Origin of the sequence: Bacillus siamensis KCTC 13613 (genome assembly GCF_000262045.1) — a bacterium.
GTDB classification, from domain to species: domain Bacteria; phylum Bacillota; class Bacilli; order Bacillales; family Bacillaceae; genus Bacillus; species Bacillus siamensis.
The window spans coordinates 474,900-501,353 of the sequence record NZ_AJVF01000041.1 but is presented as its reverse complement, the minus strand read 5'-3'; the positions used below and the strand labels follow the sequence as shown (position 1 = coordinate 501,353).

General features: G+C 45.5%; 29 protein-coding genes. 9 read left to right on the top strand and 20 right to left on the bottom strand.

Going from position 1 to position 26,454, the window contains the following annotated elements:
- Positions 1-52: 52 nt before the first annotated feature.
- Both Y79_RS0118140 and Y79_RS0118135 read left to right on the top strand, forming a co-directional pair.
- The gene (locus Y79_RS0118140) at positions 53-406 is read left to right on the top strand and encodes a hypothetical protein (RefSeq protein ID WP_016938950.1); all 354 of its coding nucleotides are present in this window, start codon (positions 53-55) and stop codon (positions 404-406) included.
- A complete protein-coding gene (locus Y79_RS0118135; RefSeq protein ID WP_016938949.1) occupies positions 403-867 on the top strand; it encodes an endolytic transglycosylase MltG in 465 nt (154 codons plus the stop codon). Before Y79_RS0118140 ends, Y79_RS0118135 begins: the two co-directional genes overlap by 4 nt.
- Positions 868-963: 96 nt before the next feature.
- Here Y79_RS0118135 and pstB (Y79_RS0118130) read toward each other — a convergent pair whose 3' ends face one another.
- The 9 genes from pstB (Y79_RS0118130) to Y79_RS0118090 form a co-directional block, all read right to left on the bottom strand.
- A complete protein-coding gene (gene pstB / locus Y79_RS0118130; RefSeq protein ID WP_016938948.1) occupies positions 964-1,746 on the bottom strand; it encodes a phosphate ABC transporter ATP-binding protein PstB in 783 nt (260 codons plus the stop codon).
- Between the two features lie 11 nt (positions 1,747-1,757).
- Positions 1,758-2,564, bottom strand: coding sequence for a phosphate ABC transporter ATP-binding protein PstB (pstB, locus tag Y79_RS0118125; RefSeq protein ID WP_016938947.1), 807 nt, complete (start codon positions 2,562-2,564; stop codon positions 1,758-1,760).
- Positions 2,565-2,582: 18 nt separating this feature from the next.
- Positions 2,583-3,467, bottom strand: a complete 885-nt coding sequence (pstA, locus tag Y79_RS0118120) for a phosphate ABC transporter permease PstA (RefSeq protein WP_016938946.1) — start codon at positions 3,465-3,467, stop codon at positions 2,583-2,585.
- Complete coding sequence (gene pstC / locus Y79_RS0118115) at positions 3,467-4,396, bottom strand: phosphate ABC transporter permease subunit PstC (RefSeq protein ID WP_016938945.1); 930 nt, start codon at positions 4,394-4,396, stop codon at positions 3,467-3,469. Before pstC ends, pstA begins: the two co-directional genes overlap by 1 nt.
- Positions 4,397-4,443: 47 nt before the next feature.
- On the bottom strand, positions 4,444-5,346 hold the full coding sequence (locus Y79_RS0118110; protein ID WP_016938944.1) for a phosphate ABC transporter substrate-binding protein: 903 nt from the start codon (positions 5,344-5,346) through the stop codon (positions 4,444-4,446).
- Between the two features lie 157 nt (positions 5,347-5,503).
- Complete coding sequence (pbpA, locus tag Y79_RS0118105) at positions 5,504-7,651, bottom strand: penicillin-binding protein 2A (RefSeq protein ID WP_016938943.1); 2,148 nt, start codon at positions 7,649-7,651, stop codon at positions 5,504-5,506.
- A gap of 101 nt (positions 7,652-7,752) precedes the next feature.
- The gene (locus tag Y79_RS0118100) at positions 7,753-9,042 is read right to left on the bottom strand and encodes an MFS transporter (RefSeq protein ID WP_016938942.1); all 1,290 of its coding nucleotides are present in this window, start codon (positions 9,040-9,042) and stop codon (positions 7,753-7,755) included.
- A 119-nt stretch (positions 9,043-9,161) separates the two neighbouring features.
- Positions 9,162-9,767, bottom strand: coding sequence for a superoxide dismutase SodA (gene sodA, locus Y79_RS0118095; RefSeq protein WP_016938941.1), 606 nt, complete (start codon positions 9,765-9,767; stop codon positions 9,162-9,164).
- Between the two features lie 164 nt (positions 9,768-9,931).
- The gene (locus tag Y79_RS0118090) at positions 9,932-10,414 is read right to left on the bottom strand and encodes a DUF456 domain-containing protein (RefSeq protein ID WP_016938940.1); all 483 of its coding nucleotides are present in this window, start codon (positions 10,412-10,414) and stop codon (positions 9,932-9,934) included.
- A gap of 157 nt (positions 10,415-10,571) precedes the next feature.
- On the opposite strand from Y79_RS0118090, the gene Y79_RS0118085 reads away from it, so the two are divergent.
- The 3 genes from Y79_RS0118085 (at position 10,572) to ispG (ending at position 12,981) form a co-directional block, all read left to right on the top strand.
- Positions 10,572-11,336, top strand: coding sequence for a DUF1189 domain-containing protein (locus Y79_RS0118085; protein WP_016938939.1), 765 nt, complete (start codon positions 10,572-10,574; stop codon positions 11,334-11,336).
- A 91-nt stretch (positions 11,337-11,427) separates the two neighbouring features.
- On the top strand, positions 11,428-11,730 hold the full coding sequence (locus Y79_RS0118080) for a LysM peptidoglycan-binding domain-containing protein (RefSeq protein WP_016938938.1): 303 nt from the start codon (positions 11,428-11,430) through the stop codon (positions 11,728-11,730).
- A gap of 132 nt (positions 11,731-11,862) precedes the next feature.
- The gene (gene ispG, locus Y79_RS0118075) at positions 11,863-12,981 is read left to right on the top strand and encodes a flavodoxin-dependent (E)-4-hydroxy-3-methylbut-2-enyl-diphosphate synthase (protein ID WP_173363136.1); all 1,119 of its coding nucleotides are present in this window, start codon (positions 11,863-11,865) and stop codon (positions 12,979-12,981) included.
- A gap of 30 nt (positions 12,982-13,011) precedes the next feature.
- Here the strand turns inward: ispG and Y79_RS0118070 are convergent, their stop codons facing one another.
- On the bottom strand, positions 13,012-13,389 hold the full coding sequence (locus Y79_RS0118070; RefSeq protein WP_087920773.1) for a DUF308 domain-containing protein: 378 nt from the start codon (positions 13,387-13,389) through the stop codon (positions 13,012-13,014).
- Between the two features lie 133 nt (positions 13,390-13,522).
- On the opposite strand from Y79_RS0118070, the gene Y79_RS0118065 reads away from it, so the two are divergent.
- Positions 13,523-14,104, top strand: coding sequence for a 5' nucleotidase, NT5C type (locus tag Y79_RS0118065; RefSeq protein ID WP_016938936.1), 582 nt, complete (start codon positions 13,523-13,525; stop codon positions 14,102-14,104).
- A 29-nt stretch (positions 14,105-14,133) separates the two neighbouring features.
- Here the strand turns inward: Y79_RS0118065 and zur are convergent, their stop codons facing one another.
- Together zur and Y79_RS0118055 are read right to left on the bottom strand one after the other, a co-directional pair.
- Positions 14,134-14,544, bottom strand: coding sequence for a zinc uptake transcriptional repressor Zur (gene zur, locus Y79_RS0118060; protein ID WP_003153018.1), 411 nt, complete (start codon positions 14,542-14,544; stop codon positions 14,134-14,136).
- 123 nt (positions 14,545-14,667) lie between these two features.
- Complete coding sequence (locus Y79_RS0118055) at positions 14,668-15,549, bottom strand: YitT family protein (RefSeq protein WP_016938935.1); 882 nt, start codon at positions 15,547-15,549, stop codon at positions 14,668-14,670.
- Positions 15,550-15,667: 118 nt separating this feature from the next.
- On the opposite strand from Y79_RS0118055, the gene Y79_RS0118050 reads away from it, so the two are divergent.
- On the top strand, positions 15,668-15,922 hold the full coding sequence (locus tag Y79_RS0118050) for a DUF2624 domain-containing protein (RefSeq protein ID WP_016938934.1): 255 nt from the start codon (positions 15,668-15,670) through the stop codon (positions 15,920-15,922).
- Positions 15,923-15,950: 28 nt separating this feature from the next.
- On the opposite strand, the gene Y79_RS0118045 is transcribed toward Y79_RS0118050, so the two are convergent.
- Together Y79_RS0118045 and Y79_RS0118040 are read right to left on the bottom strand one after the other, a co-directional pair.
- A complete protein-coding gene (locus tag Y79_RS0118045) occupies positions 15,951-16,844 on the bottom strand; it encodes a deoxyribonuclease IV (RefSeq protein WP_016938933.1) in 894 nt (297 codons plus the stop codon).
- Positions 16,845-16,855: 11 nt separating this feature from the next.
- Entirely contained in the window at positions 16,856-18,172 is a 1,317-nt protein-coding gene (locus Y79_RS0118040) for a DEAD/DEAH box helicase (RefSeq protein ID WP_016938932.1), read from the bottom strand.
- A gap of 165 nt (positions 18,173-18,337) precedes the next feature.
- Between Y79_RS0118040 and vrrA the strand changes: the two genes are divergently transcribed.
- Together vrrA and Y79_RS0118030 are read left to right on the top strand one after the other, a co-directional pair.
- Positions 18,338-19,045 (top strand): VrrA/YqfQ family protein, encoded by a 708-nt coding sequence (gene vrrA, locus Y79_RS0118035; RefSeq protein WP_016938931.1) that lies wholly within the window; start codon positions 18,338-18,340, stop codon positions 19,043-19,045.
- A gap of 121 nt (positions 19,046-19,166) precedes the next feature.
- Positions 19,167-20,111, top strand: a complete 945-nt coding sequence (locus Y79_RS0118030) for a 4-hydroxy-3-methylbut-2-enyl diphosphate reductase (protein ID WP_016938930.1) — start codon at positions 19,167-19,169, stop codon at positions 20,109-20,111.
- A 20-nt stretch (positions 20,112-20,131) separates the two neighbouring features.
- Here the strand turns inward: Y79_RS0118030 and Y79_RS0118025 are convergent, their stop codons facing one another.
- The 6 genes from Y79_RS0118025 to Y79_RS0118000 all read right to left on the bottom strand — a co-directional run bounded on the left by Y79_RS0118025 (position 20,132) and on the right by Y79_RS0118000 (position 26,439).
- Positions 20,132-21,253: a Nif3-like dinuclear metal center hexameric protein gene (locus Y79_RS0118025; RefSeq protein WP_016938929.1), complete on the bottom strand. Its 1,122-nt coding sequence runs from the start codon at positions 21,251-21,253 to the stop codon at positions 20,132-20,134.
- Positions 21,246-21,893 (bottom strand): tRNA (adenine(22)-N(1))-methyltransferase, encoded by a 648-nt coding sequence (locus Y79_RS0118020; protein WP_032864882.1) that lies wholly within the window; start codon positions 21,891-21,893, stop codon positions 21,246-21,248. Before Y79_RS0118020 ends, Y79_RS0118025 begins: the two co-directional genes overlap by 8 nt.
- Positions 21,894-22,075: 182 nt before the next feature.
- Positions 22,076-22,438, bottom strand: coding sequence for a cytochrome c550 (gene cccA, locus Y79_RS0118015; RefSeq protein WP_016938927.1), 363 nt, complete (start codon positions 22,436-22,438; stop codon positions 22,076-22,078).
- Positions 22,439-22,785: 347 nt separating this feature from the next.
- The gene (gene rpoD, locus Y79_RS0118010; RefSeq protein WP_016938926.1) at positions 22,786-23,907 is read right to left on the bottom strand and encodes an RNA polymerase sigma factor RpoD; all 1,122 of its coding nucleotides are present in this window, start codon (positions 23,905-23,907) and stop codon (positions 22,786-22,788) included.
- A 192-nt stretch (positions 23,908-24,099) separates the two neighbouring features.
- Positions 24,100-25,911, bottom strand: a complete 1,812-nt coding sequence (gene dnaG / locus Y79_RS0118005) for a DNA primase (protein WP_016938925.1) — start codon at positions 25,909-25,911, stop codon at positions 24,100-24,102.
- Positions 25,912-25,932: 21 nt separating this feature from the next.
- Positions 25,933-26,439: a YaiI/YqxD family protein gene (locus Y79_RS0118000; RefSeq protein WP_016938924.1), complete on the bottom strand. Its 507-nt coding sequence runs from the start codon at positions 26,437-26,439 to the stop codon at positions 25,933-25,935.
- Positions 26,440-26,454 lie beyond the last annotated feature (15 nt).

Genomic DNA, 26,454 nt, shown 5'->3' with positions numbered 1-26,454 from the left:
CGTTTTATGGTATAAAAAAGAAGGGCAAATTAATAATAGAAGGTGATGAAACGTGGAAATTGCTATTATTGCGTTGTTTATCGTCAGTATAGCGCTTATTGCATTCTCATATTCTCAAAGAGATCCGATGAAAGACGTGGAACAGGAGCTTGAAACGCTTCAGCTTTCCGCCATGCAGGAAATTTACAAGTTAAAGAAGAAAATGACGGTGCTTGAAGAAGAATTGCTGGAAACCAACCTCGTCATCCGCAAAACCAAAAGCAGCGGCATTAACCAAAAAATCGCCAAACAAATCATTTCAAAATATAACAACGGGATGTCTGCCGAAGCCATCGCAAAAGCGGAACACGTGTCTGTCGAGGACGTCAATACCATTATTAAAGATAATGAGAAGGTGCTCGTATGACAAAACGGGGCATTCAGGCTTTTGCAGCAGGCATGATTTTAGCGACGGCCGTCCTCGCCGCTGTCTTCTATTTGACTGACCATGACCAGGCAGCTGCCGTTAAAACTGAAAAAACAGCATTGACAGAAAAAGAAGTAAACAGCTACCTCGACTCTCAGCAAAAAGTCTCCGTCAAACGGGATGACTATCAAAAACTGCTTGACGCTAAGGAAAAATCGTTAAACAACGATCAAAACACGGACGCCAAAAAGAAAAAGGTCACATACAAACTTACGATCAAAGACGGAATGAGCACTGCTGATGTGTCATCCATCCTTGAAAAAGAAGGAATTATTCCTTCAGCGAAGGACTTTAATGATTACGTCATCGACGCAGGCTACCACAAAGAAATCCGCGCCGGCCATTTCAAAGTCGACTCAGATATGAGCTTCAAAAAAATCGTCAAAACATTAACCCGCTAAAAAAGCTTGCAGGCATCGTCCATTCATGGATACGGCCGGCAGGCTTTTTTAATAGGCCATATAAAACGGACCCGGTCAATGGCCGGGCCCGTTTTTTCATCCGAATTTTCCGGTGATATAATCATATGTTTTTTGATGATCCGGCTTGGAAAAGATTTTGCCCGTATCGCCCCGCTCTACAAGTTCGCCCATATAGAAAAACGCGGTTTGATCAGAAACTCTCGCAGCCTGCTGCATGTTGTGCGTCACAATGACAATGGTATACTTCTCTTTTAAGGTCAGAATCAGCTCTTCTATTTTCCGGGTGGACACGGGATCAAGAGCGGACGTCGGTTCATCCATCAATAGGACATCCGGTTTTGTGGCGAGCGCCCTTGCGATGCATAGCCGCTGCTGCTGTCCGCCTGACAGGGAAAGCGCCTGCTGATGGAGACGATCCTTCACTTCATCCCAGAGCGCTGCTGCCTTTAATGATTCTTCGGCGATTTCAAGCAGTTTCTTTTTATTTTTTTCGCCGTGTATTCTCGGTCCGTACACGACATTTTCAAATATGGACTGCGGAAACGGATTGCCTTTTTGAAACACCATACCGATCTGCTTTCTTAATTCTGCCGCATCCGTCTTTTCTTTCAGCAGATTGCGCCCGTTATAAATCATGTCGCCTGTCACTTTGACATTCGGAGCCATTTGCAGCATTAAGTTTAATGTTTTAATAAACGTGGATTTCCCGCAGCCGGACGGACCGATGATGGCAGTTACCTTCCGCTCCTCAAACCCGATCGTAATATTTTTCAAGGCCTGATGAGCTCCATACCATACGTTCATGCCTTGAATATCAAATAGATTCTGTGTGTGCACCGCTTCTTTTACAACGCTCACGGTCCTTCCCCCTATCCGAACTTTCCGTTAATATAGTCATCCGTCTTTTTCTCTTTAGGACTAGTAAAAATCTGTTCTGTCTGTCCGTACTCCACCACTTCTCCGTTTAAAAAGAAAGCCGTGCGGTCAGACACCCTCAGCGCCTGCTGCATGTTATGCGTAACGATAACAATCGAATAATCTTTTTTCAGTTCTGTCAAAAGCGTCTCGATTCTGGCGTTTGAGATGGGATCCAGAGCTGAGGCCGGTTCATCTAAAAGAAGTACGGCAGGTTTCATCGCAAGCGTCCGGGCGATGCAAAGGCGCTGCTGCTGGCCGCCTGATAATGAAAGAGCCGATGAATGAAGACGGTCTTTGACTTCATCCCAAAGCGCAGCTTTCGTTAAGCTTTCCTCTACCGCTTCGTCCAAAACGGCTTTTCTTCGTTCACCCGCATACTTCAGCGCATGTGTGATGTTATTGTAAATGGATTTGGGGAACGGATTCGGTTTTTGAAACACCATACCGATCTCCCGTCTGAGAGACACGACATTAATCTCTTCCCCCAAAATATTCAGTCCTTCATAAAGGATTTCCCCCTCGCTTCTTGCAGAAGGGATGGCATCGTTCATTCTGTTAATCTGCCTCAGAAATGTTGATTTTCCGCAGCCGGACGGGCCGATCAGAGCCGTCACCGCATGTTTTTCAATATCCATATTCACACGCTTAACCGCTTGTTTGTCTCCGTAGTAAATGGACAAATGATTCACTTCCAAAATCGACGACTCCGGCGAGCGCTCTGTCTGTTCCGCTTGTTCCCTGACGATGTGATCAATCATGTTTTCGCCTCTTTCCGATTAATTTGCCGTAAGCTTTTTATAGATGGCAGATCCGAGCCATCTTGCACAAAGGTTAAACAAGAGCACTGAAATCACCAGCACTGCCGAGCCGCCGTTTGCTATTGCTTCTGCATCGGGAATGATCCCCTGGGTATTGACGCTCCATATATGAACCGCCAGCGTCTCAGCCGGCCTGAAAATATTTAATGGAGATGCTTCAGAAAACGGGTTTAAATCGGTAAAATTCAGCCGCGGCGTTGTCAGCCCCGCTGTAAATAACAATGCCGCCGCTTCTCCGAACACTCTTCCTGATGCCAAAATGGCTCCGGTTAAAATCGAAGGAATCGCGCTCGGAATCAGCACCGTTTTGACGGTATGCCATCTCGATACGCCTAAAGCAAGAGAAGCTTCTTTCAGTTCTTTAGGAACTGCAGTGAGCGCGCCTTCTGTCACCCGGACCATTACGGGAAGGTTAAAGACCGTTAAAGCGAGTGCGCCCCCGATAATCGTGTATCCCCACCCCGTCAGGTTCACAAACATCAGCATGCCGAACATCCCGATGACAATCGACGGAAGCGACGACAGAACTTCAATACATGTTCTGATAAAATCAGTGATTTTATTTTGCGGCGCATATTCGGCCATAAAGACGCCGCCCCCCACACCAAGCGGTATCGTGATCAGCATGGTGATGAACAGAATGTAAAAGGAGTTAAAAAGCTGATCCCGTATCCCGCCGCCTGACGCGATAGCGCTTGATTTTGACGTAAGAAAATGCAATGTGATTTCCGAGACGCCGTGAATCAGAATATACAAAAACAATCCTGCTAAAATCGCCGCAATCACAGCGGCGCATAAACCGAATACACCGGTGGCCAATTTATCCGTTATTTTCCGGTTCATTATACTTTCCTCCTAGATGACAAGTAGCGTATGAGCAGTATAAACAGAAACGACATGATAAGAAGAACAAGCCCCATCGACCACAGCGTATTATTTTCGATACTTCCGTATGTGGTATGGCCCATGTTTAACGTGATAATCGTCGTTAATGTCCCCGCCGTATCAAGCAGGCTTTCCGGGAGAAGCTTTGTATTTCCGATAACCATCTGTACGGCGAGAGCTTCTCCGAACGCTCTTGCCATTCCAAGCACGACAGCGGTCAGCAATGTCGGAAACGCCGCCGGGATAAGCACCTTCCTGATTGTCTGCCATCTCGTCGCACCGAGCGCATATGAACCGTCACGAAGGTGTTTCGGTAATGACGCAAGCGCATCAGCGGAAATCGACGTAATGGTCGGCAGAATCATCACCGAAAGTACGATCGTTCCCGCCAGAAGACTGTGACCCGTTCCGCTTGATTTAAAAGATCCGATAAACGGAACCAATACTGTAAGACCTATGAATCCATAAACGACGGACGGAATGCCGACAAGCAGCTCGATTACCGGCTGCAGCACTTTTTTTCCCCAAGTCGGCGCAATTTCCGTCATAAACACGGCACCCGCAATCCCGAGGGGCGCCGCGATCAGAGCAGATAGAACCGTGACCGCGAATGATCCGAAAATAAAAGGCAGCGCGCCGAACTCAGGCTTTGACTGGGTTGGATTCCAATTCAGACTTGTTAAGAATTCAATCGGGCTTACACCATTTACAAAAAAAGATTGCAGCCCCTTTATGCCGAGAAAGATGGTGATTGCCGCTGATGCCGCAATGATAATCGCCGCACATACAGACACAATCACTCTTCCGCGGACTTCATCCAATTGCCTGTTTTGTTTTGAGCTTATTAAGCGTTCGCTTACAGACTCTTTTTCTCTGTGATTTATCATTTGTTTACACTCCTATAAAGAAGAAGGACGGGGAGCCCGCCCTCCCCTCAGCTTTGCTTGCCTTTTGCGTCACGTGTGACTTTCATATCAGAGATCGGAATGTAGCCCTGATCTTTTACGATACTTTTCTGTACTTCATCGCTGTTCAAATAGTCAAGAAATGTTTTGGTCAGGCCAGATGCTTCACCTTTCGTATAAGAGTGCTCGTAAGCCCAAATCGGATATTCCCCTGTTACAACATTTTTCTCTTCGGGTTTGATGCCGCCGATTGATAAAGGCGTTACTTTGTCATCGTTTATATAAGAGAAAGCCAGATAACCGATTGCTCCCGGTGTTTCCGCAATGATTTTTTTGACTGTATTGGAGGAATCCTCTGTGATGCCCTCTGCAGGTTCCGCTCCGTCAAGCGCGTATTTGACGAACGTAGCGCGTGTGCCTGATGAATCAGGACGGTTGACGAGTGTAATCTTTTGATCTTTGCCGCCAAGCTCTTTCCAGTTTTTAATTTTGCCTGTAAAGACGTCTGCCAGCTGTTTTTTGGTTATATCCTTTACGCCTGCACCCGGGTTGACCGCAGCCGCCATCGCAACTACCGCTACACGGTGATCATTCAGGGCTTTCGCATCAATGCCTTCTTTTTCTTCGGCAAAGACGTCTGAGTTGCCGATTTGCACTGCGCCTTCAGACACTTGTGAAAGACCTGTTCCTGAACCTCCCGCTTGCACCTGCACATCAGCATCCGGATGTTTTTCCATAAACTTTTCCGCCGCTGCCAGTACTAACGGCTGCATGGCTGATGAACCAGAAATGGTTAAAGAACCTGATGCTTTTTTATCCTCACTTGCAGATTGGCCGTCCGTCTTGCCGCTTTCCTTTGCATTTCCGCATGCTGCAGCGACGATCATAACAGCAGCCATCAGAAGCATAAGCATCCATTTGTTTTTTTTCATTTCCTGAATTCCCCCTGCGTTTAATGTGTAATTTGTCCTACACGTATAGAGTAAAGGGTTCGTGTAAAATGCGTATAAATCGAATGTTAAGGTTTTGTAAATCCGGATGTTTTTTTGTATAAAAAAAAACGCCCACAGACTGTGAGCGTTTCTTCTATCAGTTATTTGTATTGCCGTTAGCAGCGTCTTCCTGAATTTTATCTTCGTTTTTCTGCTTCGTATTATTATCTTCTTGTTTCTTTTTCAGCTCGAAGTATTTGTCCAGAGCTGCTCTTCCTATTTCATTCGTAATCGAATATCGATCGCTGTAATCAATATAGGCCCAAGGAACGACTACAGAAATAGCCACTTCCGGATTATCAGCAGGTGCATAAGCGACAAGAGTCGTATTATACGTTCCTTCACCCGTCTCTGATTTGTCCGGACCGTCATAGAAAGATTGCGCCGTACCCGTTTTACCGGCAGGACGGTATTTCGCCGTCGCAAAATCAGTTGCGGCTGTCCCTTTTGTCATGACGCGTCTGAAACCTGCCTGCACTTCTTTAATGTCAGCATTATTCATATCAATCTTGTTCAGTACTTGAGGCTGAACAGACTCTACAACGGCTCCGATTCCTTTTTTCGAATCAGGCTGTCTGACCTCTTTTACAAGCTGAGGTTTCAAACGATAGCCTCCATTGGCGATTGTTGATACATACTGTGCCATTTGCAGCGGTGTGAACGTATCATACTGTCCGATGGCAAAGTCTAACAGAAGACCGGAAATCCGCTGTGTCCCTTGATACCCGGTCGCTTCATTCGGGAGATCAATTCCCGTCTTCACTCCTAGACCGAACTGACTGAAGTAGTATCTGAAAGTATCAAATGCCTTCATATCAAGCGGCAGGGACTGGCCTTTTTTGTATTCCCCTTTACCGACGGCGATCGCCGTTTTAAACATGAACACGTTTGATGACTCCTGAAGCGCTTTTTGGATATCAACAGGACCTAAATTCGTCCATGATTTTTTCGGGTTTTTACTACCTTTGAAATACAAAGGCTCATCCTGAAAAACGGTGTTCAAATTAATCGCGCCCGTCTGGAGTCCCGTCAATACTGTTGCTCCTTTGACCGCCGATCCCATTGCATAGGAGGACGTCATTGCGCCAAGGGCGTAATCATTAATTTTGTACTTTCCATGGTCATTCGTAATCTGTTTGCCGGCCATCGTCAGAACTTCGCCGTTTTTCGGGTTCATCATGACGACAAAGGCCCGATCAAGAAGCTTCGTGCTCGGTCTCGCTTTGGCCGCTCTTAAATTTTTCTCAATGATTTTTTCAACGGACTTCTGCAGGTCCATATCAATGGATAACACAAGGTCTTTGCCTGCCTGTCCTTTTGAAATCACTTTGCTGCCCGTGACATTTCCGGATGAGTCAGTTAAGTTCTGCACTTTCTCTTTTTGCCCCTGCAGCAGGCTTTCATATTGATATTCTAAATAGCTTTTTCCGACCCTGTCATTCCGGCTGTATCCAAGTGACAGATAGTGATCCAGCAGGTTGGACGGAAGACCTTCGTTCGAACTGGATACACTGCCGAGCAATGTCCGGATCAGACTTTTGTAAGGATAAGACCGTTCCCAGTCAGACGTCACGTCAACCCCCGGAAGCTCATCTAAATGTTCGCTGACGACGGCCATTTCTTTTGCTGACACTCCTTCATTTTTGATGTATTGAGGCGTCAGTGAGTAGCCTGAATCCATCTGCCTTTTGATCGCGAGGATCTGCATATCTTTTGAAGTGAGTTCATTCAGCTGTTTGTCCGTAATGCGTTTCAGCTGGAGCTGGTATAAATCATCATCAGACAGTTTTTTGTCTTCAGCTTTTTGCTTTTCTTTGGCCGTAATCAGTTTTTTCGCTTCATCAGGCCTCGTTAACATCCAATAGTCTTTTTTATCGCGTTCAGTCACCTTTTTGGTGCTTACCTTAATCATACCCGACAGTTTTTTTGCGATTTTCAAACGCTGTGCCTGGGTGGTTGAGGCTGAACGTGTATATGTAATCGCATTTAATGCTTTATTCGTTACGATGGGATTAAGGTTCCGGTCGTATATTTTCCCTCTCGGAACAGCCGTGCTGACATCAGACTCTTCTTGCTTATTGGCGGCGTTTTTATAGTCATCACCCTGAACGATCTGCTTGATGCCAAGCTCGACGATAATCCACGTGAAAATAAGAAACGCGGCCAAAAACAAAAAATTAAGCCGGATCGGCAATGATTTTTTCTTTTCTTTGCTTACTGCTATTTTCTTTTTATTTCTCCTCATGACATCACCTTTTCTTATTTACAGAAAGAAATGACACCTTTTGTTCAGGTGCCATTTTTCATTCTAAAGGTTTTTTCGATAATTTTCTACAGATAACCCTTTTATCTTTCTCCTTTTATAAAATTCGGTTCACCCGGCTGTTTTTGTCGGTCCTCTTCCACTGTTTCATCAGAAGTTTCTGTATCCAGTTTGACGTCTTTAATAAAGTAATAAATCAGCGGATGGCCGGCTCCGAGCAACACGAGCGCCGCCGGTATTCCCACTTTTTCCTTCAGCAATGTAACGATCAAAAGAAAGCACAGGATGGAAACGATCCGGCCTGCATTTAAAAACAATTCCCTGAGCACGATGTACTCAATTCTGGCCTTTCTGGCAAGCCGCGCCCGGCCTATTACATCATATGTAAGCGAGACATACGGCACGAGCAGAACAGGATAGCCGATCGCAATAAACACTCCGTATATAAGAAGCGTCGTAAAGCTCATATGAAAAATAATGAGAAACAGGGCGCCGTACACAATTAATCCGCCGATAAGAATCGCCTTTTTACGCGATCTTTTTTTGATGAGCCTTGATGCAAAATAGTAAGCAAAAAAAGAAACAGCGGAATTGACGAGACCGAATGTCCCGAGCGCCAGCTCACTGTTTGTCGCAATGAACACAAATACGCTGATTAAAAAAACAAAAATCCCTTCTCTCAACCCTTGAAAAAAGTGCGCGTTTGTAATCCGGCGCCAATTCAGATTCGTGTGACGCTCATCATAAACTTTTTTCAGCATAAACCGGCCTTTCGACTCTCTCCGCTTGAGAAAAAAGCTCATGACCACGGCAAGGGCAAATAAGCCGAGCGACAGGCTGAAAATGACTGTATAACCCGTATTGTTTTGAAGTCTTGAGATGACAAACCCGGCCACAATCGGGCCGATCATCCCTGCCGACGAAGATAAAATGCCTAAAAATCCGTTGAAAAAATCTCTCGTTTCAGGTTCCGTAATTTCGAAAGTCAGCACATTAAAGGCCAGCCAGTAAAAACCGTATCCCACTCCGAGCACGGCACCGATCAAAATGAGGCGGGAAGCCGCATTTTCCCCGGCAAGGAGCACACTTAAATAAAAAGCCGCCAAAAAGATAACACCGAACCTGAGAATAAACACCCTGTCAATTTTTTTAGCCAGCCGGCCCGCCAGAAGAAAGGTAATCGGCTGCATCGTCACGACCGATAAATTGTATATGGCCAAATCAATGAATTTCCCTGACTGTTTCCATAAATACACATTGACAAATGTATTTGACAGCGCGATGCCTAATGAGTAAAGGCCGCCAATCGTCAATAACAGCAGCAGACCTTTATTTACTTCGATGTCGCCGATAATTTTTTTTATTTTGCTCATCATTGACTCCCCTTTACTACACATTAGTCTGTCTCACTCAAACTGAGATATGTAAAAAGGAATCAAAGTCAATAAAAAAACAAGGCCTCCCTCGGGAGACCTTGTTTGATCAGAACGATTTATTTTGCTTCGCTGTAAAGACGGGCAACTTCATCCCAATTTACAACATTCCAGAAAGCTGAAATGTAATCAGGACGGCGGTTTTGGTAGTTCAGGTAGTAAGCGTGCTCCCAAACATCAAGACCGAGGATAGGCGTTTTACCCTCTGAAAGCGGTGAATCTTGGTTTGGCGTGCTTGTAATTTCAAGTTTGCCGTTGTTTACAACAAGCCAAGCCCAACCGGAACCGAAACGGCCGGCAGCCGCTGCAGCGAATTTTTCTTTAAATTGATCGAAGCTTCCGAACGTGCTTTTGATCTCTTCAGCAAGCTCACCAGTCGGTTCGCCTCCGCCGTTTGGAGATAAAAGAGTCCAGAATAAAGAGTGGTTTGCATGTCCGCCGCCATTGTTGCGGACAGCTGTGCGGATATCCTCCGGCACTGCGTTTAAATCAGCGACAAGCTCTTCTACAGATTTCTCTGCAAGAGCTGATCCTTCGATCGCTTTGTTCAGGTTTGTAACGTATGTGTTATGGTGCTTCGTGTGGTGAATCGTCATCGTTTCCTTATCGATATGCGGTTCTAAAGCATCATAAGCGTAAGGCAGTTCTGGAAGTTTGTAAGCCATAATTTTTTCCTCCTTTAAATATATGTACTGAAATGCCGCTTTTAGCGAACTTTTCTAATCTCAATGTAACAAAAGAAAGCATGGTAATCAATGAAAAAGCTCACAATCCGACGATTCCAGCAGACATATTACACTTTATCCGTTCACGGCCGAAATTAAACCTTCTAAAGCACCGTCCATAAGAAGTATCCAATCATAAAGAGCTGAATGACTCCTTTGGCCGCGACGCTTGTTAAAAAGCCGATTAACGAGCCCAGTCCCACTTTTGCCGCAGACTTGATATCCTTTTGATGAACAAATATCTCAGCGCAGACAGCACCGATAAACGGGCCTAATATAATGCCTGCCACGGGAATAACGAAGGGCCCGATCAATAATCCGATCGTGCTCCCCCAGATCGCCGCCCTGCTTCCTCCGTACCTTTTGATGCCAAGTAAGTTTGACACATAGTCAGCTGCGAATAAAACTGCCGCAAATACCGCCTCAATGAGCCAAAAGAGGTAAGAATAAGGACTGAAGGAAAACAGAAATCCGTAGAGGAGAAAACCGGCCACGATAAATATAACGCTTGGAATCACCGGATAGACAAGACCGATGAAAGCAATGACGAAGATCGCAATAATAATCAGCCAATACAAAACACTCATGACTTAAACACCCTCCTTTGTTTTACGGAGCATTACCGCCTCCGCTTTTTCTTAATATGTATGATTCCTTACCGCCGCTTTAAATACTCTCACTTGTGTTCATCTCCGGTGAACGATACAATAAGCAACATATACCAGTTTAGGCTAGGAAGTGAAGATGTTGAACATATTTACGGCTTTATTGAAAAGTACATACTCTCCGGCAGATATTGCAAAAACACGGTTTCAGGGGATAGGAAAAGCGATCCTTTATGTATTTTTGCTGTCTGTCCTTTTTACGCTGCCGAGCGCTTATTACCTTTGCTCCGGCACCGTAAACTCAATGAACGGTTTCAAAACCGTGTTAGAAAAAGATTTCCCTGATTTCAAAATTTCAAACGGTGAATTGCAGACGAAAGCTTCCGCCTCTAAGGAAACGGAAGCGAACGGTTTTGTCATCGTGTTTGATCCCACTGATGCGTACGGCGCTAAACAAATAGCGGCGAAACAAAACGCGATCGGCATTTTGAAGAATAAAATGGTGCTTGCAGTAGACGGACAGGCGACAGAAATGAATTATTCATTAATGCCTGCTGATATCACTAAAAGTGAAATCATATCAGCTTTAAACCAAAATAAAACGATGATCGTCACCGTCCTTTCCGTTTTGCTGTTCATTATGACGGCGGCCGGCAAATTCATTGAAGTCTCATTTCTCGCCGTCATCGGCCTGATTATAAAAAATGCGCAAAGAAAGACATTGAATTATCAGCAGCTTTGGAAGCTTTCAGCTTATTCCATTACGCTCTCCACCATATTCTTTACGATTATGCGCGCGCTTGTCATTACGGTGCCGAGCGAATTTTTAGTGAATTGGTTTGTAAACTTTATCATCCTTTTCCTCGTCTTAAAAGAGATACCGCCAAGAAAGACTGCTGTGTAACAAAGACCGCCCCCGGCGGTCTTCTTTTTTGTCATGAACAAAATGGGACAAGCATACAATGAAGTAAACATGTATGCGGGAGGCGGTTGGAATGAAGCGGCTTACTTTTGTATTCGGCAGTTTATTTGTGATATTTATTATCTTTTATGATCTTAAAATCGGCACGATCCCTTCTCAAGGCCTTCCTGCATACGCTGCGGCGGCTCAGCCTGCAAATCAGGAAACATCATACAGAACGGTTACGGTCAAAAAAGGTGATACGGTAATGTCGATCGTCGGCGCACATAAAGCGCCGGATGATATTGTACAAGATTTTGAAGCGCTGAATCCGAATGTGAAAGCAAACGCCATTCAGGCGGGCACCGCTTATAAATTCCCCGTCTACCGTAATTAAACGTTAATTTCTTGTCAGTTCGGCAAATACACTGTTACAATATAATATGTAAATAGAAGTTGCCTGACATGTAAAAGGCTCAGCCTGCAGAAGCGGTAACTACAATTAAGGAGCGATTGACAAGTGAGTGAAATCACACATCGTACAAAAACGCGTCCCGTCAAAGTGGGACCTTTAACAATAGGCGGAAATAACGAAGTCGTCATCCAAAGTATGACGACGACCAAAACACACGACGTAGAAGCAACAGTGGCGGAAATCAACCGTTTAGCCGAAGCCGGCTGCCAAATTGTCCGGGTGGCATGCCCTGACGAACGCGCGGCGAACGCAATTGCCGACATCAAAAAACGAATTTCCATCCCTCTCGTTGTCGATATTCATTTTGATTACAAGCTCGCATTAAAAGCAATTGAGGGCGGCGCCGACAAAATCAGAATCAACCCCGGTAATATCGGCCGCCGTGAAAAAGTGGAAGCGGTCGTAAAAGCGGCTAAAGAAAAAGGAATTCCAATTCGGATCGGCGTAAACGCGGGATCATTGGAAAAACGAATTCTTGAAAAGTACGGCTATCCGACTGCTGACGGCATGGTTGAGAGTGCGCTTCATCATATAAAAATTCTGGAAGACCTTGATTTTCATGACATCATCGTCAGCATGAAAGCGTCTGACGTCAATCTCGCCATAGAAGCATATGAAAAAGCGTCAAAAGCATTTGATTATCCGCTCCACCTTGGAATTACAGAATCAGGCACGCTGTTTGCAGGAACGGTAAAAAGCGCGGCCGGACTCGGAGCGATATTAAGCAAAGGAATCGGAAACACGCTCCGGATCTCCCTGAGCGCCGACCCTGTTGAAGAAGTAAAAGTAGCCAGAGAGCTGCTGAAATCATTCGGTCTCGCTTCAAACGCAGCTACGCTTATTTCTTGCCCGACATGCGGACGGATCGAAATTGATCTCATCAGCATCGCAAATGAAGTCGAAGAATACATTTCTAAAGTCAAAGCGCCGATTAAAGTAGCCGTTCTCGGGTGCGCCGTTAACGGACCGGGCGAAGCAAGAGAAGCCGATATCGGTATTGCCGGCGCCCGCGGCGAAGGACTTCTTTTCCGCAAAGGCCAAATCGTCCGCAAAGTCCCTGAAGAAACAATGGTCGAAGAGCTGAAAAAAGAAATCGACAAGCTGGCAGAAGAACACTACGCAAAGCTTGAAGCAGAAAAAGCAAAAGCAGAACAAGAAACACAAAAAGCTTGACGGATAATCCGCCAAGCTTTTTTTTGCGTGTTAGAAAAACGGTGTAATGAAGATGCCCAGCACAAGGGAAACAATACCGATTCCCATCGCCCAGCCGCCTAGAGCGCCCGCTCCTCTTCTTCTGGCGATATAGCCGACGATAATGCCGCATGCCCCTAATAAAACTGGGAGCACGAACAGGGAGATGATAGAAATAGCCAATGCTGCATACCCTATACCCCGGCCTTCGCTTACTCCGTCCCGGTTATCATCGCGGTCTGCTGCCCGGTCAGAAGCACGATATGGCTCTGAAATTTCGGCCGCTGTCTCTTCTGAATAAACATCACGCGTGATATCCGTTCCTTCCGATCCATGATCCACATAGTAGTCGTTGCCTTTTCGATTTTCGTAATCGTATGCCACCTTCAATTCCCCCTTTTTCTTTTATGAAAGGAGCTTTTTTAGTTTCCGCGTTTTTTACGGAATCATGTTTGCTAAACTTTGCTGGTATTGTCAATTGTTTATGTTACACTTGAAGGGATGAAAATATAGGAGTGTGGACATGTTACGGTTAGGTATAGATATTGACGGCACGGTTACGGCACAGGATACATTTGTCCCTTATTTAAACCGCTCATTTCATCTTTCCATTACCTTGGATGATATGACTGATTATGATCTGACCAAGCTTTTGAACATTACAGCTGAGGAGTTTTGGGAATGGATGAATGTTCATGAAGCAGCCATATATAAAGAAGCGCAGCTCGCGGAATTTGCGAAGCAGGCGCTGGACGGACTGAAAGAAGAGCATCGTCTCATTTACATTACGGCAAGACGCAGCCACTTAGAAGATGTCACGCTGGACTGGTTTGCAAACCGGGACGTTCATTACGATCACATTGAGCTTGTCGGGAGTCATCACAAAGTGGAGGCCGTCAAAAAACACGGCATTGACCTGTTTTTCGAAGATCACCACGGCAACGCGACAATGATCGCAAAAGAAGCAGGCATTCCGGTTATCCTTTTTGATTCCCCTTATAACCAGCTCCCCACCGATTCCAATATTATCAGGGTGCAGAATTGGCTTGAAGCCGTCGCCTGGATCAATAAAAACAAACACAGTCTTCAGCATGTCAGAAGCTGAAAAAACCTCCTGCTTATACAGGAGGTTTTTTATCGGCACGCCGGACAGGTGCCGTAAATTTCAAATTTATGACCGCTGATTTCATACCCTTCCAAATCATCGTGAAGCTTATCCATCGGACAGGACTCAATTTCCTTCGTCTTCCCGCAGGTTAAACAGATAAAATGGTGGTGGTGATGGGTATAAGAGCATGTAAATCGGAACAGTTTTTCCCCGGACAGCTCCGTCGTTTCTAAAATACCGAGTTCTTCATATAACGAAAGATTTCGGTATATGGTATCAAAGCTCAAACCCGGATAGTCGTCGTTTAATGCGGCAAGCACGTTTTTGGCCGTCAGATATTTATCAGAATCAGCAAAAAGCTGCAGCATGTCTTCCCGCTTACTCGTATATTTATACCCTTTTTCTTTCAGCAGGTTCAACGCTTCTTGGACGTTCATGAGGACCTCCCCTTTACAACACGGTATCGCTCCAAAAAGAAAATGGCAGCTGACTGAACAGCAGGCCATTTTCTTATGCTGTATAAAATTATACCTATAAAATGACGAAAAGTAAACGAAAGCCTAGTGAATCGCGGTTTTGAACTTACCGCCCCTCGTTTCATGGGTATTCATGATCGTAATAAATGCGTTTTTATCAATTTCAAACACAATGGATTTCAATTTAGTCACTTCAAGCCTTGTCACGACCGCGTAAATGACTTCTTTGGTTTCATCCGTATATCCGCCTTTTCCCTGAAGCTTGGTGGTTCCCCTTCCAAGCCGGTGCAAGATCGCGTCTGAAATTTCCGCATACTGGTCTGCCACAATAATGACCGCTTTTGTTTCATCGAGCCCCTGAATGACGGCGTCAATCGTTTTCATGGCAATATAATAAGTCATGAAAGAATACATCGCCTGCTCCGGACCGAACACAAAACCGGCCCAAATAAAAATAAACACATTGATGAGCATAACGAATTCTCCGACTGAAAAGGGCAGCTTTTTTGTGAGAAGGATACCGAGTATTTCAGTACCGTCCATCGAGCCTCCGTTTCGGATGACAAGGCCTACCCCGAAACCGAGCAAAAGCCCGCCGAATACCGTCGCCAAAATAGGCTGGGTCGTAAAGGCCTCCACATGGTGCAAGGAGGATTCAATCAGCGCTAAACCGACGATTCCGATAACCGTAGAGATGAGAAATGTTTTTCCGATATATTTATATCCGAAAATCATAAATGGAATGTTGAGTAACACAACGAATAAGGCGAAATTGAGGAGGGGATTGGACATAAAGAGGTGGTCTAAAATTAATGAAACACCGATAATGCCTCCGTCGATAAAATTATTAGGGACCAGAAACAACTCAATACTTACGGCGGCTGAACCCGCCCCGATCAGAATCATGATGACCCTGAAGATAAAGTGTAAAAATGATTCTTTTTTGTGCTGTTTATTTGGGGTCATAAAATCTCCTTTCCTGTAATAACTATTTTAAACAGTAAGCAACTTCATTTTACCATTAAAAGCTGTAACATTTTAATAATTTGCTCAATACATTATGTCTAAAGAGGTGAAAGTATCGATGATTTTAATACAAAGAATCATTTTGCAGCGGCTCAATCAAGCCACTGCGGACGACCTGCTGAAATATTCAAAGCAATACGGAATCAGCCTTACGAGAAGTCAAGCGGCTGAGGTAGCGGCTCTGATGCACGGAAAAAACATCAATATTTTTGATGAACAGGAGCGGCTTCGCCTGCTGAAAAAAGTGGAAACGATTACTTCAAAAGAAACGGCTCGGAAAGTTAACGAACTTTTCAATCAATTTTCAGGGTAAAAAAGGAGGGGCAATTCCCCCTCCTTTTTTATTGAGCTGATATTTTTTCAAGAAGCTCCTTGTCAAACTGCTTTTCTTTCAGCATTTCGATTTCAAAACGGTACGGCGGCTTCTTATTTTTCTTGTCTTCGCCTACATACGGTGTTTCGAGGATTTTCGGAATATCGGCAAGCTGCTCGTGATGAACAATGTACTGCAGAGCGTCAAAACCGATCTCTCCGAACCCGATGTTTTCATGACGGTCTTTACGGGCTCCCCTGATATTTTTGCTGTCATTCACATGAAGGACTTTTATCCGGTCGATGCCGACGATTTTATCAAACTCATTAAGAACGCCGTCAAAATCATTGGCAACATCATATCCTGCATCATGGGTGTGACAAGTGTCAAAGCAGACGGAAAGATGTTCATTATGTGTGACGCCCGCAATGATCTCGGCAAGCTCTTCAAAACTTCTTCCGCATTCTGACCCCTTGCCCGCCATTGTCTCCAGCGCAATCTGGACGCTTTGGCCCGGATCAATCACTTCGTTTAATCCTTCAATGATCTTTTTGATGCCCGTTTCAGCACCGGCTCCGACATGCGCTCCTGGATGAAGCACGATCTGTTTCGCGCCGATCGCTGCCGTTCTTTCAATTTCAGAACGCAGAAAATCAACGCCCAGCTCAAACGTTGCCGGGTTTGTCGTATTTCCGATGTTAATGATGTACGGCGCATGCACGACAATGTCACCGATGCCGTTTTCCTTCATATGGGCGCGGCCCGCTTCAATATTCAAGTCTTCAATTTTTTTGCGGCGCGTATTTTGGGGAGCGCCCGTATATATCATAAATGTGTTCGCCCCGTATGAAACGGCTTCCTTGCTTGCGGCAAGGAGCATATGTTTTCCGCTCATTGAGACGTGTGAACCTATTTTCAGCAACCCGATTCCCCCTACTTTCCTCTGTTAGATTGGTTTCTTCTCTGCTTCTTTCTGATTTTTTCCATTTCGTAGCTCATTTTCTTTTTATAGCCCGGCTTTACTTTTTTCGGCTTTTTCACAAGACGTTTCGCCATTTGGTCAGCCTCATTTGCCGTCTTTTTGCGATTTTTACGGCGGTGGCGGTCATCGCCTTTCTTCCATTCCCCGTTTACAAGCTCCGCATAGTCAAACACAATGCCCATCTTTTCGAGTCTTGCGAGCGCATCTTCGTCAGAAAGCTCGTATATAGTCAGTGCTTGGCCTGATGAACCGGCGCGTGCGGTTCTTCCGACGCGGTGAACATAAAAATCCAGATCGTCCGGAAGCTCGTAGTTGATGACATGGCTTACGCCTTTAATGTCAATTCCTCTTGCCGCAAGATCTGTCGCAATGACATAAGTGAATTCCAGATCATTAATCTGCTTCATTACCTTTTTGCGTTCACGCGGTGTTAATCCCCCGTGCAGAAGGCCGACTCTCATGCCTTTTTCGGTCAGGTATTTCGCAATATGGTCAGCCGTGTTTTTCGTATTGGCAAACACGATGCCCAGATAAGGATTCAGATTCGACATCATATCAAAAAGCAGTTTGTCTTTATCACGCTGTTTAGAAGGAACCAAAACATGTTCAATCTTTTCGGCTGTGATCCTTTTCGGCTCAACATGAGCGTATTTCGGATTTTCCATATACTTTTTCAAAAACGGCTTCAGCTTTTCCGGAATCGTAGCTGAGAAAACAAGCATCTGCAGTTGTTCCGGCATACGGGATCCGATGTAATCAACGTCTTCTAAAAAGCCCATATCAAGCATCAGATCAGCTTCGTCAATGACGAGAGACTGCGCTTTATAGACGTTCAATGCCTGCGCTTTAATCAGATCCGCAATCCGGCCCGGCGTTCCGACGACGAGATGTGGCTGTGTTTTCAGCTTATCAATTGATTTTTGCTTGTCCGTTCCGCCGATAAAGCATTTTGTCCGGATCGGCCCGTCCTCGGCACCCTGTGTGATTTTGAGCGCTTCCTGATAAATCTGATTGGCAAGCTCTCTCGTCGGCGCCGTGATAACAGCCTGCACCGTATCAGAATCCGAATCAATCCGATTCAGAATAGGCAATAAATAGGCGTGGGTTTTTCCCGTCCCCGTCTGGGACTGCCCGATCACGCTTTCGTTTTTCAATACAGCAGGTATCAGCCGCTTTTGAATATCTGTCGGTTCATAAAAACCAAGGCGGTGAACTGCATCTATAATAAACGGTTTTAAGTTGTATCCATCAAATTTAGTTTCTTTCATTTTTCCCAGCTCCTTAAAGCGGCACATTCTGTGTCCATCATCACATTATAACCGATTTTACTTAAAAACACCATGTCTTGGGGGAAGCCTGTTTTCTGGACAGAAAAGCAAATGCCCCCTCCGATGCATATTGTAATAGCAGAGAGACAGAAAGGAGGTACAAGTATGTTTCCACAGCAGCCGATGAGAAATATGGCGCAGCAGGGCCGGCCGTTGATGAACCCGCGGATGATGATGAGAGGCAGACCGTCATTGCCGGGCCGGCAGATGATGCAGCAGGGCCGGCAGTTTTTCCCTCAGCAGCAGATGGCCGGAGCAGGTTTGAGAAACGCAGGCACAGGCGGAGGAGGCTTAAAAGGAATGCTTTCCCGTTTTTTACCCGGATCAGGAGGAAGCGCTGCCGGGTCCGCACCGGCAGCGGCCAGCGGAGGAGCAGGCGCAGGCCTGCAGGGATTGCAGGGAATTCAGAGTCTGGCAAGTCCGGCATCACTGTCGAGCATGCTCGGCAACGTTCAGAAGGTGCTCGGCGTGGCGCAGCAGGTTACGCCGATGATCCAGCAGTACGGCCCTTTAGTACGGAATCTGCCCGCCATGATGAAGCTTTACAGTCAATTAAGCAGCAGCGATGATGAGAATGAAGATAGTGAATCCGGCGAGACAAAAGAAACAGCCGAACAGGACAAAAAGGATGAAGATGAAAAAACGGACGAAACTGAAGGTGAAAACAAATCAGACGCCTCATCTAAAACATCAAAGAAGACATCTGAAAAAGCATCCGCTTCACAAGAAAAAGACGAAACTGAAGCAGCATCAGCGGAACAGCCGCGTCCAAAAAGAACATCGGGCAGATCAAAGCCGAAATTATATATTTAACATTCTTTGATATCTCACGAAAGATTAGCTATAATGAGATCAGAAGAATGCAAGATTTGAGCCGTTTAACTACGGCTTTTTATATTGCCTCTACACTCACTTTTGATAGGAGGACATCTAATTGGACGTTATCAAAATCTCGCCGCGCGGCTATTGTTACGGCGTTGTTGATGCCATGGTCATAGCCAAAAACGCGGCACTCGATAAAAATTTGCCAAGACCTATATATATACTCGGAATGATCGTTCATAATAAACATGTCACAGATGCGTTTGAAGAAGACGGAATTTACACGCTTGACGGCACTAACCGTCTGGAGATTTTAAAGCAGGTGGAAAAAGGAACCGTTATTTTCACCGCACACGGAGTATCTCCGGAAGTAAGAAAAGCCGCTGAGGAAAAAGGGCTTGTTGCGATTGACGCCACATGCCCGGACGTCACGAAAACACATGACTTAATCCGAAAAGTAAAAGCAGAGGGCTACCACGTCATTTATATCGGCAAAAAAGGCCACCCCGAGCCAGAAGGAGCCGTCGGCGTCGCCCCTGAAATCGTTCATCTCGTTGAAACAGAGGAAGATGTGAGAAACCTCGATATTCAGGCTGAGAAATTAATCGTTACAAACCAAACGACCATGTCCCAGTGGGACGTCCATGATATTATGGAATCAGTCCAAGAAAAGTACCCGCACGTGGAATATCATCAGGAAATCTGCCTGGCTACACAGGTTCGTCAAGAAGCTGTCTCAGAGCAGGCAAAGAAAGCGGACTTAACCATTGTTGTCGGCGATCCGAAAAGCAATAACTCCAACAGGCTGGCTCAAGTGTCAGAAGAAATCGCCGGAACAAAAGCCTACCGCATCGGAGACATCAGTGAATTGAAGCTCGAATGGCTCAAAGACGTCAATACCGTCGCCGTTACCGCGGGCGCTTCAACACCGACACCGATTACAAAGGAAGTCATCCGGTTTTTAGAGCAGTTTGACCATAACGATGAATCCACATGGCAGCTTGAGCACAATGTGCCGCTCAAAAAAATCCTTCCGAAAGTAAAAATAAAAAACTGAGGCCCCGGGCCTCAGTTTTTTTATAGGAAGGTAAATGGATTTGTGTCTGTTTCGGAAGCGAAAATACGCACGTCGTAATTTTTCTCCCCGGCCATTGCCGTAAGCTTCTCAGCAGTTCCTTTTCTCATGATCTTTTCAGCATAATGCCCCGGGTCCACGACGTTTAACCCCATCATCATCGCATCATGCGCTACATGGAAATAAAGGTCGCCTGTCACGTAAACATCTGCACCCTTCCTCTTAGCCTGGTAAATATATTTATTTCCGTCACCGCCAAGCACTGCGACTTTTTTCACCTTGCTGGTTCGCTCTCCGACCATCCGGACTCCGTTAACGTCAAATTTTTCTTTCACAAACAGCGCAAACTCTTCAAGCGTCATGTCTTGCTGAAGTTTTCCAATGCGGCCGAGTCCTTTTTCAAGCGGGGACTGCTCCACCGGATAAATATCATACGCCACCTCTTCATACGGATGGCTTTTTTTCAGCGCTTTTATGATGGTTTTCTCCATACTGGCCGGATAAACGGTCTCAAGTCTCACTTCATGGACGAGTTCCAGCTCTCCCGTCTGTCCGATAAACGGGTCTGCCCCCTCCAGCGGTTTAAAGCTGCCGATTCCCTCAGAAGAGAATGCGCAATGGCTGTAATTGCCGATATGTCCCGCTCCGGCATTGCCGAGTGCGGTTCTTACAGCTTCTTCATAGTCTTTCGGCACATACACGGCAAGCTTTTTCAGCGGGTCCGAATATGTCGGAACGAGCACTTCTGTGTCTGTCAGGCCGAGAGCTTCCGCAAGCAGATCGTTAACACCGCCGTCCGCCACATCAAGATTCGTATGAGCCGCATATACGGCAATATCATGCTTTATACATTTCTCAATCAGTCTTCCGCCAGGCTGATCAGTGGTGATCTGTTTAAGCGGCCGAAAAATCGGCGGATGGTGAGCGATAATTAAGTCAACCTTTTTTTCAATGGCTTCATCCACCGTCTGTTCCAAAACATCCAGCGTGACCATGACGTTTTTCACCGGCTTATTCAATGTGCCGATCTGCAGGCCGATTTTGTCTCCTTCCACCGCAAAAGCCTTCGGTGAAAATTGTTCAAACAGCTGGATGATTTCCTGTCCGTTCACATGTTTAGGCATGTCCGATTACCTCCTTCAGCAGTAAGATCCGCTCTTTCAGTTCAACTAATTTTTCCTGGTTTTCATTCTTTGCGCTGCGGCTGATCTGTTCATAAATTTGTTCAGTATGCTTAAGTTCCTGGGTCCATTTCCGAAGAAACACTTCACTCTTTTCTTTTAACAAAAACGGACCGGCAAGCATTCCGGCAGCCATCGTGGTGTCCCGGTACGGCGCATCACGGTCGCCGGTTTCCGCGACGAGTATTTCATAACACTTTCCGTCTTCTTCGAGAATCACTTCGTCAATCAGTTCATAGCCTTCCTGATAAAGCCACTCTCTTATATGAACGGCATGAATATTCGGCTGCAGAATCAGCCGTTCACGCCCCGTCAGTTTTGTTTTTCCGGACTCCAAAATATGAGCGATCAGCGCTCCGCCCATGCCCGCGATTGTGATGGCGTCCGCTTCTCCCTTTTCAAGGACGCTCAGCCCGTCACCTTTCCTTACGGAGATAAGAGCGCTTAAGTCCAACTTTTCCACCTGCTGTTTGGCGGATAGAAACGGCCCGTCTGTAATTTCACCGGCGATTGCGCGGTTTGCCAGATGATTTAAAACAGCATAGCAGGGGAGATACGCATGGTCTGACCCGATATCAGCCACCAGGGCACCCGGAGGGATATATTCCGCTACAGACTGCAATCTTTTAGATAACTTCATTTCATTCACAATATCACAACTTTTCTCAGGTTCTTTTTCCTTTACTATCATATAAAAAAACCGCCCGGAATCCAAGCGGCGGATAGAGTTTTTCATATGTCTTTTATATAGGGACAGGTAAAGCTTTATTTAATCTCAGAAACCCATTTTGCCATGTCATCCAGCTTTTCGGCCGGGACAAGGCCGGCTGGCATCCCGTTGCCGCCTTTTTCAATTCTCGTTTTAATCGCAGCGACATCTTTTCTTTTGCCGACGCCTTTTAAGCTCGGACCTGAGACACCTTCATAGTTTTCCCCGTGACAGGTGATGCAGTTCGCTTTATAAATCTCTTCAGGTGAAGCGTTTGCAGTTTCCTTTTCGGCATTTTTGCTTTCACCGCCGCTTGCGATCTGATGCGCATCTCCATTTCCTTTTACTGACAGAAAGAAAGTCAGCCCTATTCCCAGAACTGCGATGAGCAAAAAAGGAATCAGCGGATTCCACTTCATATCTCCATCCCCCTTTTTCATTCTCCCCCTATGTAAACACTTCTAATTCTAACTTATTTTTACAAAATGTAAATGGTCTCATTAAGCAATTTCATTGATTTCACAATTTATACATAAACAAAAATAACTGTTTTGTTCACCCAAAATTGTCTTTATTCTATTGTATAATGAATTGTATACGCTTACAATAAGGAATATAAATTAACTTATCCCGCTTTCCCTCTATTCAGGACATGCCGCATTTTTCCGAACCCATTTGCAAAACACATGCTTATCCAGTAAAATAAAGGTATATTATCCATATATCTTATACGTAAAAAAGAACGGATCAACAGACCCGTTCCATTCTATTCGAGAAAATCCTTCAGACGTTTGCTTCTGCTAGGATGTCTCAATTTACGAAGCGCTTTTGCTTCAATTTGGCGAATACGCTCTCTCGTTACTCCAAACACTTTGCCGACTTCTTCAAGCGTTCTTGTGCGTCCGTCATCCAGACCGAAACGGAGACGCAGCACGTTTTCTTCACGATCCGTCAACGTATCCAGCACATCTTCCAGCTGTTCTTTCAAAAGCTCATATGCCGCATGATCCGACGGAGACGTCGCTTCCTGGTCTTCAATGAAATCACCGAGATGTGAATCATCTTCTTCACCGATCGGCGTTTCTAAAGAAACAGGCTCTTGGGCAATTTTTAATATTTCACGAACTTTTTCAGGCGTAAGATCCATGTCTTCAGCAATCTCTTCCGGTGACGGCTCTCTGCCCAGATCCTGAAGAAGCTGACGCTGCACACGGATTAATTTGTTGATCGTTTCCACCATGTGAACCGGGATACGGATCGTTCTCGCCTGGTCAGCGATGGCGCGTGTAATCGCCTGTCTGATCCACCAAGTCGCATACGTACTGAATTTATATCCTTTACGGTAGTCAAATTTTTCGACGGCTTTCATGAGACCCATGTTTCCTTCTTGAATCAAGTCTAAGAAAAGCATGCCGCGGCCGACATACCGTTTAGCAATGCTGACAACTAAACGAAGGTTTGCTTCAGCCAATCTGCGTTTAGATTCTTCGTCACCTTCTTCAATTTTTTGAGCATAGGTGATTTCTTCTTTAGCAGAAAGAAGATTTACCCGTCCGATTTCCTTAAGGTACATGCGGACTGGATCATTGATCTTTACGCCAGGCGGTACGCTGAGGTCATTAAGGTCAAATTCTTCTTCGGCTTTGGCAAGCTGTTGAATATTAGGATCTTCCGTTTCTTCATTCTCACTAATTAATTCAACACCTTGTTCTCCTAAAAATTCATAATACTCATCCATTTGGTCTGATTCAATTTCAAAGCTGGACATGCGTTCAGCAATTTCTTCATATGTTAAAACGCCACGTTTTTTTCCGGTTTCAGTAAGCTGGTCTTTTACCTGATCCAGTGTAAGTTCTGTTTCTGTCTCGTGGGTTTGTTTATCAGCCATTATGGATCCCTCCTTCCAAAGCTTGCAACGAATTCTAAAAGCGGTATGTTTCTTATCCGTCCCGGGAGCCTTCTCTCTTTTTCAGCATGCAGGGCAGCGGATAATAAGTGACAATTCATGATGAGGTTAAGCGATCTATTTGCTCCTCCGCAAGGAATCATTGCCAAGAGAACGCAAGCCTCTTTTTTGATGTTATTTTAATGATCGGTTCAATGCGACAATTTCTTGAGCCAGAGACGCAGCTTTCACAAAGTCTTTCTGCCTCTCTGCATCCGCTCGTTCTGCTTCTTTTTCCTTTATCATTGACCATTTTCGGTGATCCAACACTTTTTTTACGTAATCGGATAACTCGGCCTCTGAGAGCTCCTCGTTTATTTGGAGCATCCCTATATCTGAAAGCAGCTGGCTGATTTCATCATCCTGCATTCTCGCCATAAGATGCTGCGGCGTCATTTCAGCGCCCTCTTCATAAACAGCGTACAGATATGCTGCCAGCGCACGATGTCCGTCAATGTTAAATTCAAAGCCGACACGCTCAATCACTTTCTTTATGACGTTTCGGTCTCTCAGCATATGAGCGAGAAGAAGTCTTTCCGCATTCTCATAGGCGGGACGGAGACGGCGCCGTTTCGCTTTTGTCGTCACCCGGGCCCGTCTTGGCTGCGGTTCGGCGTTTTTGCCGCCAGGGGCGTTTTGGGCGGCATAGATGGAAAGCTGTTCAGTCAAAGATTCTACCGAAAGAGAAAATTCGGAGGCGAGCTGCTTCACATACATTTCCTGCTCAAGCGACCCTGAAAGAGCGCTGATTTCTTTCAGCACTTCTTTCATGTAAGCGAGCCGGTCTCCTTCGTCAGATAAGTTTTTCCCTTTGCGGAAATATTGCATTTTAAAAGCCATGACCGTAACGCTTGCATCAATGATATCTGTCTTGAATTTTTCTCCGCCCTGAGTTCTGACATAGTCATCAGGATCAAGACCGTCAGGCATCATGCTTACTCTTACCTTACAATCAGCTTTCTGAAGCAGGTCGGCCGCTTTCAGCGTAGCTTCGTACCCGGCTTTATCCGAATCGTAGCAGAGAATGACCTCCTGAACATTTCTTCTCAGGATTTTCACATGCTCTTCGGTGAGCGACGTCCCCATTGTGGCGATACTTTCTTTTACGCCTGAGCTGACGGCGGAAATGACATCCGCAAAGCCTTCAAACAGAACGGCTCTCTCCTCTTTCCTGATCGGCAGGCGGGCCTTATGGAAGTTGTACAGCAGCTTAGATTTATGAAACAGCGGCGTTTCCGGACTGTTCATATATTTCGGCTGCTGGCTTCCGAGCGCCCTTCCTGAAAAAGCCGCCACGGCTCCGTGATGATCATGAATGGGAAACATGATTCTGTTTCTGAAACGGTCAAAATATCCGCTACCGTCTTCCCTTCTGATCAGCAGACCCGCTTTCTCCATCAGTTCTTCCTCAAAACCGCGCTTTTTCAAGAATTTCGTCATGAAATCCCAGGAATCCAGCGCGTAGCCGATTTCAAACTCATCTATGAGCTCTTTCGTAAAACCCCTTGATAAAAGGTAATCTAACGCTTCCTGGCCTTCCTTTGTATTCATTAGCAAATGATGGTAAAATTTCTTCAGAAGCTCGTGAGCTTCCGCCATCTTCTGGTCTCCGGAAGATTCCGGCCTGGATGCAGAGTGAATCGTTATATCATCAGGGAAATCAATCTGATATTTATCAGCAAGGTGAGAAACAGCTTCCGTAAATGAATAGCCTTCCATCTGCCGTAAGAACGAGAAAACGTTCCCGCCCGCTCCGCATCCGAAGCAATGAAAGATCTGCTTATCACTGGAGACGGAAAACGAGGGCGTGTTTTCACCGTGAAACGGACAGAGCCCAAAGTAGTTGCGGCCTTGCTTTTTCAATTGGACATAATCACCTATGACTTCAACAATGTCTGCTGACTGCTGCACCTGATTAACTACTTCATCTGGTATGCGGTTTCCCATCTTATAACACTCCGTCGTACATTATTCGATGTTTTGATTTGAAATCCCTTCATCATTCGACAGGATTTTTTTAAGCAGGGTAACAAATCGATCCCGATCTTCTTTATTTAATTTTTTAGGTCCTTTGGAATAGATGCCGCTTCTTCTCATTTTGCCCGACATATGACGGCTCATCAGAGCGAAGTCAATCGTGTCTTCAGTATAAGAACGGCCCCTTTCCGATAAGACGGCGATATTTCTGTTCAGCAGAAGAGATGCTAAACCGATATCCTGCGTGACTACGACGTCTCCCGATCTCACATGGTTTGCGATGTATAAATCTGCCGCTTCTTTATGAGGATCAACGTATATCCAGTTCTCGTCTTTGCTTCTGGAAAGCTGGTAGTGTTCAAATGATGCGACGAAAATAACACGAACGCTGAATTGCGATGCAATGAGCAAGATTTCCTCTTTTACGGGGCATGCGTCTGCATCGACAAAAATCGTCTTTTCTTTTTCATTTAGAAGACTAATTCTCCATCCCTCCATCAATCTCCTGCATAA